General features: G+C 69.2%; 5 protein-coding genes. 3 read left to right on the forward strand and 2 right to left on the reverse strand.

All coding sequences use genetic code 11. The features are described 5' to 3' along the window. Positions 1–22: 22 nt before the first annotated feature. Positions 23–1,801: a monovalent cation:proton antiporter-2 (CPA2) family protein gene (locus IAE41_RS14290; RefSeq protein ID WP_200733567.1), complete on the reverse strand. Its 1,779-nt coding sequence runs from the start codon at positions 1,799–1,801 to the stop codon at positions 23–25. A gap of 361 nt (positions 1,802–2,162) precedes the next feature. Between IAE41_RS14290 and mgtE the strand changes: the two genes are divergently transcribed. Beyond that, positions 2,163–3,533 (forward strand): magnesium transporter, encoded by a 1,371-nt coding sequence (gene mgtE, locus IAE41_RS14295; RefSeq protein WP_079224207.1) that lies wholly within the window; start codon positions 2,163–2,165, stop codon positions 3,531–3,533. 157 nt (positions 3,534–3,690) lie between these two features. Then, positions 3,691–6,411, forward strand: coding sequence for a bifunctional acetate--CoA ligase family protein/GNAT family N-acetyltransferase (locus IAE41_RS14300; protein WP_200733568.1), 2,721 nt, complete (start codon positions 3,691–3,693; stop codon positions 6,409–6,411). A gap of 53 nt (positions 6,412–6,464) precedes the next feature. Here IAE41_RS14300 and IAE41_RS14305 read toward each other — a convergent pair whose 3' ends face one another. Beyond that, positions 6,465–6,845 carry a YbjQ family protein gene (locus IAE41_RS14305; protein WP_079224204.1) on the reverse strand — a complete coding sequence of 127 codons (381 nt, stop codon included), beginning with the start codon at positions 6,843–6,845 and terminating at the stop codon, positions 6,465–6,467. 125 nt (positions 6,846–6,970) lie between these two features. On the opposite strand from IAE41_RS14305, the gene IAE41_RS14310 reads away from it, so the two are divergent. After that, positions 6,971–7,672: an alpha/beta hydrolase gene (locus IAE41_RS14310; protein ID WP_079225429.1), complete on the forward strand. Its 702-nt coding sequence runs from the start codon at positions 6,971–6,973 to the stop codon at positions 7,670–7,672. The last annotated feature ends 100 nt before the right edge of the window (positions 7,673–7,772 follow it).

The following is a 7,772-nucleotide window of genomic DNA, read 5'->3' on the forward strand; positions in this document are numbered from 1 at the left end:
GGCCCCCGGTGGGGCGCCACGCCTATTTCTCGTCGCTTTCCGCGTCGGCCTCGAACAGGTGCATCAGGTCATTGCGCGCATCGCGCGAGGTCTGGATCACCGCGGCCTCATCGTCGTAGACCAGGTACTGGTCACGCAGCAGCTGCTCGTCATGCTCGCGGAACCGCTGCACATGGCGCTGCGCCACGTCCGCCGCCACGCCCAGCGCGGTCAGCACCCGCCCGCTCATTTCCAGGCTGGTGCCGAACACCTCGCGGAACGGTTCGGCCGACATGTCCATCAGGCGCCAGGCATGCTGGCGGTTGCGCGCGCGCGCCAGCACCTTCGCATCCGGGTACAGGCGGCGCACCATCCGCACCGCGCGCAGGTTGGTCTCCGGGTCGTCCACGGTGATCACGAACACATCGATGTGCTCGCCCCCCGCCGCGCGCAGCATCTCCGGTCGGGTCGGGTCGCCGTAGTACAGCTGGTTGCCGAAGCGGCGCAGGTCGGCCACGGTGTCCGGGTTCGCCTCCAGCGCCACGAAGGGCACCTTCTGCGCGGTCAGCAGGCGCGCGATCACCTGGCCGAAGCGGCCCATGCCGGCGATCAGCACCTTCGGCTGGTTGTCCGGCGCGACCTTGTCGGCCGGCGCGGCATCGCGCGGCGCAGGCGTTTCCCGGCCCAGCAGCTTCAGCAGCACGAGCATCAGCAGCGGCGTGATCGCCATCGACAGGCCGACGATGGCCACCAGCCGGTCATGGTTGGCATCGCCCAGCAGGTGCGCACGCTGGGCCTCGTTGAACACCACGAACGCGAACTCGCCACCCAGCCAGAGCACGCTGCCCAGCAGCAGTGACTGCCGCGAATCCAGCCTGGCGATGCGGCCGATGGCGTACAGCAGGCTGAACTTCACCACCAGCAGCGCGGCCACGCCGGTGGCGATCAGCCATGGCTCGGCGGTGATGCGGTCCAGGTCGATGCCCATGCCCACGGCAATGAAGAACAGGCCCAGCAGCAGGCCCTTGAACGGCTCGATCTGCGCTTCCAGTTCGTGCCGGAATTCCGAGTCGGACAACAGCACGCCTGCCAGGAAGGCGCCCAGGCTGGGGCTGAGGCCGGCTTCCTGCATGAACCAGGCGGTGCCCAGCACCACCAGCAGCGCGGTGGCGGTGAACACCTCGGGGCTGCGGGTGCGGGCGATGATGCCGAACACCTTGCGCAGCACCGGGCGCCCGCACAGGATCACCACCGCCAGCGCACCCAGTGCCACGGCCGCGTCTTCCCAGCGCAGGGTCTGGTTCTTGGCCCCGCCCAGCAGCGGAATGGCGGCCAGCAGCGGGATGGCGATCAGGTCCTGGAACAGCAGGATGGCAAAGCCCAGCCGGCCATGGTCGCTGTTGATCGCCTTGTGTTCGGACAGCAGCTGCAGGCCCACCGCGGTGGACGACAGGGCCAATGCGATGCCGACCACCAGCGCGCTCTTCCACTGGAAGTGGTCGAGCAGCAGCAGGCCACCCAGCAGCAGGCCGGACAGCGCCACCTGCGCCGCACCGGCACCGAACACCGAGCGCCGCATCACCTTCAGGCGCGCCGGCGACAGCTCCAGGCCGATGACGAACAGCAGCATCACCACGCCGATCTCGGCGGCGCCGAGGATGCGGTCGGCATCCTGCACGAAACCCAGCCCGTCCGGGCCCAGCACCACGCCGGCGGCGAGGTAACCCAGCACCGCACCGAAGCCGAACTTCTTGAACACCGGCACCGCGATCACCGCGGCCAGCAGCAACACCAGCGCCAGTTCAAGACCACCGCTATGCATGGGAATACCTGGTCATCGCGGGGGCCCGGATTGCGTTCGTTCGGCTGGGGGACTGCGACCATGCAGGCCGCCCCTTCATTATGCGCGCCGGCCCGTGCACGAACGACAACGGGGTTGCAACGTGGCGGCGGCCAGTGGCCCGGCCAGGGTTGACCGGGCGTGCCGGCAGGTCCAGACTGCCTGCCGCTGTCGGCCCACCCCTGTGGGGCGTGTCCGCCAGTACACCCATCCGGAGTCCCCAACCCATGTCCAGCGACAGTAGAAGTCGACCTCGTTCGACGCCAGCGATGGCCACCGCCTGACATCGGGACGGTTTGCCTGCGTTGGCGTTGCGCGAGGTCGCACCCCACAAGGCAAACCCATGAACCAGAAGCAATTGCTGCGCCCGGTGGCCGATGCCGCCGCACTGGCGGCACCCCTGGCCAACTACAACACCGCCGATGCGGTGGAGTTCCTCAACACGCTCGACCTGCAGCGCGCCGCCGAAACGCTGGCTGCGCTGTCGCTGCCGCGCGCGGTGAAGATGCTCGAAGCGCCGGAACTGCACCGCAGTGGCGAGCTGGTGGCCGCACTGCCGCCGGCCCGCGCCGCCGCACTGCTGGGCCTGATGGCCGACGACCGTGCCACCGACATCGTCCACGAGCTGGACGAGGAAGAGCGCGCGCGGCTGATCCCGCTGCTGGGCAGCGACGCCCGCCAGGCCATCCAGACGCTGCTGAGCTACCCGCCCAACACCGCCGGCGCGTTGATGACCACCGAGTTCGTCGCCGTGCCCGCCACCTGGACCGTCGCCCAGACCCTGCAGCACATCCGCCAGGTCGAGCGCACCCGCGAGACCGTATACGCCATCTACGTGCTCGACCCGGCCAGCCAGCAGCTGCAGCAGGTGGTGACCATGCGCCGGCTGATCACCGGCCTGCCGGAGGAGTCGATCCTCGACGTGGCCCAGGTCAACCCGCCGGTCACCGTCGATGCCCTGCTGGACCAGGAAGAAGTGGCGCGGCTGATCCGCCGCCACGACCTGCTGGCCATTCCGGTGGTGGACGCGCAGCAGCACCTGCTGGGCATCGTCACCGTCGATGACGTGCTCGATGCGCTCATCGAGGAATCGACCGAGGACGCACACAAGTTCGGCGGCATGGAAGCGCTGGACAAGCCCTACATGCAGATCGGCTTCTTCGAGATGCTGCGCAAGCGCGCCGGCTGGCTGAGCGTGCTGTTCCTCGGCGAAATGCTCACTGCCAGCGCGATGCAGCACTACGAGGACGAACTGGCCCGCGCGGTGGTGCTGACGCTGTTCATTCCGCTCATCATGAGCTCGGGCGGCAACTCGGGTTCGCAGGCCACCTCGCTGCTGATCCGCAGCCTGGCCCTGCGCGAGCTGCGCCTGGGCGACTGGTGGAAGGTGGCGCTGCGCGAAGTGCCCACCGGGATGGTGCTGGGCGCCATCCTCGGCTGCCTGGCCATCGTGCGCATCGTCATCTGGCAGCTGGGCGGCCTGCATGACTACGGCGAGCACTGGATCCTGCTGGCCATCACCATCGGCGCGGCGCTGGTGGGCATCGTCACCTTCGGTTCGCTGTCCGGCTCGATGCTGCCCTTCATCCTCAAGCGCCTGGGCTTCGACCCGGCCAGCGCCTCGGCCCCGTTCGTGGCCACCCTGGTGGACGTGACCGGCCTGGTGATCTATTTCAGCATCGCCGCGATGATCCTGCACGGCACCCTGTTGTAACAGGGACGTCATCCACGCATGGCGTGGATCTACTGGATCGGGTCGTCATCCACGCATGGCGTGGATCTACTGGATCGCTGCGTCATCCACGCCGGGTGACGCTGCGATGTTGCGCTGGATCATGCGCCCGGCGCGCCGGTGCGTGTACCGTAGGCGCATGAGTACCTACCACCTGCAGTCCGTGTTCCGTCCGCAGTCGGTCGCGGTGATCGGCGGCAGCCCGCGCGAGCGCTCCGCCGGCCGTGCGGTGATGCGCAACCTGCGTGGCACCGGCTTTCCCGGCAAGGTGGCGTGGATCAACCCGCGCCACGCCGAGATCGATGGCATCCGCACGGTCAAGCGGCTGAAGGATCTCGATTGGGTACCCGACCTGGTGGTCATCACCGCGCCGGCGGCGATCGTGCCGCAGGTGGTGCGCACCGCCGCCGAGCGCGGCGTGCAGGCGGCCATCATCCTCACCGCGCACCTCGGCGAGGGCCCGGGCTCGCTGTCCGAACAGGTGGAAACGGTGGCGCGCAAGCATGGCCTGCGCATCCTCGGCCCGCATTGCCTGGGCGTCATCGCGCCGCATGCGCGGCTCAACGCCAGCATCGCCGCGCACTTCCCGCAGGCCGGTGACCTCGCCCTGATCTCCGAATCCTCGGCCATTGCCGCCGCGCTGGTGGAATGGGGCGTGGCCCGCTCGGTCGGCTTTTCCGCCGTCGTCTCGCTGGGCGACACAATGGACGTCGACTTCGGCGACCTGCTCGACTACTTCGCCACCGATTACCGCACCCGCGCCATCCTGCTCTACGTCGAGCACATCAAGGACGCGCGCAAGTTCATGTCGGCCGCGCGTGCCGCCGCGCGTGCCAAGCCCGTGGTGGTGGTGAAATCCGGCCGCGCCGAGCGCGTGCAGCCGGGCAGCGCCGATACCCACGTGCAGGCGCTGGCGCGCGCCGATGATGTCTACGGCGCGGCCTTCAACCGCGCCGGCCTGCTGCGCGTGAGCGCACTGGACGAGCTGTTCACCGCCGCCGAAACCCTGGGACGCCTCGGGACATTCCCCGGCCGCCGCCTGGCCGTGCTCAGCAATGGCGGTGGCGTTGGCCGCCTGGCAGTGGACCAGCTGATCGCGCTGCGCGGCACCTTGGCGCAGCTGTCCGACAGCACGGTGGAAACGCTGGACAAGGTGCTGCCGCAGGGCTGGTCGCGCAGCAATCCGGTCGACATCGTGGTCGACGCCGACGGCGATCGATACGCGGCCGCCATCGAAGCCCTGCTGGCCGACAACGAGAACGATGCGGTGATGGTGGTCAACGTGCCCACTGCGTTCACCTCGTCCGCCGATGCCGCGCAGGCACTGACCCGCACCCTCGGCCTGCGCCCGCGCCACCACCGCGACAAGCCGGTGTTCGCCGTGTGGCTGGGCAACGATGACCAGGCCACGGCCACGCTCAACGCGGCGCGCGTGCCGACCTATCCCACCGAAGCCGAAGCCGTGCGCGGCTTCCAGCACCTGGTGCGTTACCGCGAAGCGCAGAACGCGCTGATGGAAACGCCGCCCAGCCTGCCGCAGGATTTCAGCGTGGACACCGCGCGCGCGCGTGCGCTGGTCGAGGCCGCGCTGAGCAACGGCCAGCAATGGCTGGATCCGCTGGCCACCCACGATCTGCTCAAGGCCTACGGCATTCCCTCCGCGCCGGTGATGCATGCGCGCGATGCGCACGAGGCGATGGACCTGGCGCAGCCGCTGCTGGAGCGCGGTGCCACGGTCGCGCTGAAGATCCTCTCGCCGGACATTCCGCATAAATCCGAAGTGGACGGCGTGCGCCTGAACCTGGCGACGCTGCCGGCGGTGCAGGCCGCGGCCACGGCCATCCTCGAACGCGCGCGCCAGCTGCGCCCGGAAGCACGCATCGACGGCCTGCTGGTGCAGCCGACCATCGTCCGCCCGAAGGCGCGCGAGATCATCGTCGGCATCGCCGATGACGCCACGTTCGGCCCGGTCATCGTGGTCGGCCGCGGTGGCACCGCGGTGGAAGTGATCAACGACAAGGCGCTGGCACTGCCGCCGCTGGACCTGCGCCTGGCCCATGAACTGATCGGCCAGACCCGCGCCTCGCGCATCCTCAAGGCCTATGGCGATGTGCCCGCCGCCGACGAGCGCGCGCTGGCGCTGGCACTGGTGAAGCTGGCGCAGCTGGCCGCCGACATTCCCGAAGTGCGCACGCTGGACATCAACCCGCTGCTGGTGGACGGCAAGGGCATCCTCGCCCTCGATGCGCGCGTGGCCATCGCGCCCTCGCGCATCCTGCACAAGGGCCGTGGCCATCCGCGTTTCTCGGTGTTTCCGTACCCGAAGGAGTGGGAGCGCACCATCGAGCTGTCCGACGGTGGCCGTGCCTTCGTGCGCCCGGTGCGGCCGGAGGACGATGCGCTGTTCCGTGCGTTCTTCGCCCGCGTCAGCGACGAGGACCTGCGCCTGCGCTTCTTCCAGTCAGTGAAGCACTTCAGCCACGAGTTCATCGCGCGCCTGACCCAGCTCGACTACGCGCGCTCGATCGCGCTGGTGGCCATCGACCCGCGCAACGGTGACATGCTGGGCGCCGTACGCCTGCATGCGGACGCGGACTACCACCGCGGCGAGTACGGCATCCTGATCCGCTCGGACCTGAAGGGCCACGGCATCGGCTGGCGCCTGATGGCGATCATGATCGAATATGCCAAGTGGCTGGGGCTGGACGTGGTGGAAGGCCAGGTGCTGCGCGAGAACAGCACCATGCTGGCGATGTGCCAGAGCCTGGGCTTCATGACAAAGCTGGACCCGGACGACCCGACGGTGATGATGGTGACCCTGCCGGTACAGCAGGTCGACGTCGCCGCACCCCCGCTGTAGAGCCGAGCCCACGCTCGGCTGCATTTCATGCCATGCCCGGCGGAACGTCGGATTCAACGCAGCGGTTCCACCACCACCGCCGTGCCATAGCACAGCACCTCGGTCAGCCCGGTCATCACGTCGGTGGCGTCATAGCGCATGCCGATGATGGCGTTGGCGCCCAGCTGCCGCGCGTGCTTGACCATGTCGCGGTAGGTTTCCTCGCGGGCCTGCTCGCACAGTTCGGTGTAGATGGTGATGTTGCCGCCGAAGAGCGTCTGGATCCCGCCCAGGAAATTGCCGACGATCGAGCGCGAACGCACGGTGATGCCGCGCACCACGCCCAGGCTGCGGGCCACGCGGTAGCCCGGCAGCTCGAAGGCGGTGGTGACCAGGGAATCCTCGAAGCGCAGGGCCGGAGGGGAGGGGATGCCACTGTTGTAGGGGTCTGCCATGCTGCTGCCTTTTGTAGAGTCGAGCTTGCTCGACTGGCTGTGTGGTGGTCGGGCAGGCTCGACTCTACAGCCCAACGGCCCGTTGCGGCATGGCCGTGCTCTTGCCGCCGCGCGACAATACCCCCATGACCGATCGCATCCCCCTGCTGCTGCTCCCCGGCCTGCTCAACGACGCCGAGCTGTGGCGCGCACAGCTGGCCGACCTGGCCGACATCGCCGATTGCACCGTGGGTGACCAGACCCGTGGCGAGACGCTGCAGGCGGTGGCCGAGGACGTGCTGGCGCAGGCACCCGAGCGCTTCGCCCTGGCGGGTTTCTCGCTGGGGGGCTTCGTCGCCCAGCAGATCCTGCGCATCGCGCCCGAGCGCGTGCTGCAGCTGGCCCTGGTCGACACCTCGATCCATGCCGATTCGCCCGAGCGCGCCGAACAGCGCCGCAGCCAGCGCGCCAGCGTGCGCCTGCCCGGCAAGTTCCATGGCTTCGGTGATGCGCTGATGCGCAGCTACATCGATGCGTCGCGGCTGGATGACTACGTGCTGGTGCAGCGCGTGCGCGACATGACCGCGCGGCTGGGGGCAGAAGTGTTCCTGCGCCAGAGCGGGCTGGAACGGCGCGACGGCCATGACGTGCTGGCCGCGTACCGCGACCCGCTGCTGATCGTCTGCGGTGCCAACGATCGCATCACGCCGCTGGCGGTGAGCGAGGAAATGCACGCGCTGGTGCCGCACTCGCAGCTGGTGGTGGTGCCCGACTGCGGGCACCTGGCACCGATGGAAAAGCCGGACGACGTGAGTGCGGCGATGCGCGGCTGGTTGTTGCAGGGCTGATGGATCCGCCGGGCATGACCCGGCGGACGTTTCCCACGGTGGCGGGGGGGGGGGGCCCGGGGGGGGGCCGGGGCCCCCCCCCCCCGCGCGGGCGGGGCCG

Origin of the sequence: Stenotrophomonas sp. S39, from assembly GCF_016624665.1 — a bacterium.
GTDB lineage: Bacteria > Pseudomonadota > Gammaproteobacteria > Xanthomonadales > Xanthomonadaceae > Stenotrophomonas.

What these genes read in the sequence shown, in the direction of transcription:
- IAE41_RS14305 (WP_079224204.1), bottom strand. Translation starts at nt 6,845, where the DNA reads ATGGCAGACCCCTACAACAGTGGCATCCCCTCCCCTCCGGCCCTGCGC.
- mgtE (WP_079224207.1), top strand. Translation starts at nt 2,163, where the DNA reads ATGAACCAGAAGCAATTGCTGCGCCCGGTGGCCGATGCCGCCGCACTG.
- IAE41_RS14310 (WP_079225429.1), top strand. Translation starts at nt 6,971, where the DNA reads ATGACCGATCGCATCCCCCTGCTGCTGCTCCCCGGCCTGCTCAACGAC.
- IAE41_RS14300 (WP_200733568.1), top strand. Translation starts at nt 3,691, where the DNA reads ATGAGTACCTACCACCTGCAGTCCGTGTTCCGTCCGCAGTCGGTCGCG.
- IAE41_RS14290 (WP_200733567.1), bottom strand. Translation starts at nt 1,801, where the DNA reads ATGCATAGCGGTGGTCTTGAACTGGCGCTGGTGTTGCTGCTGGCCGCG.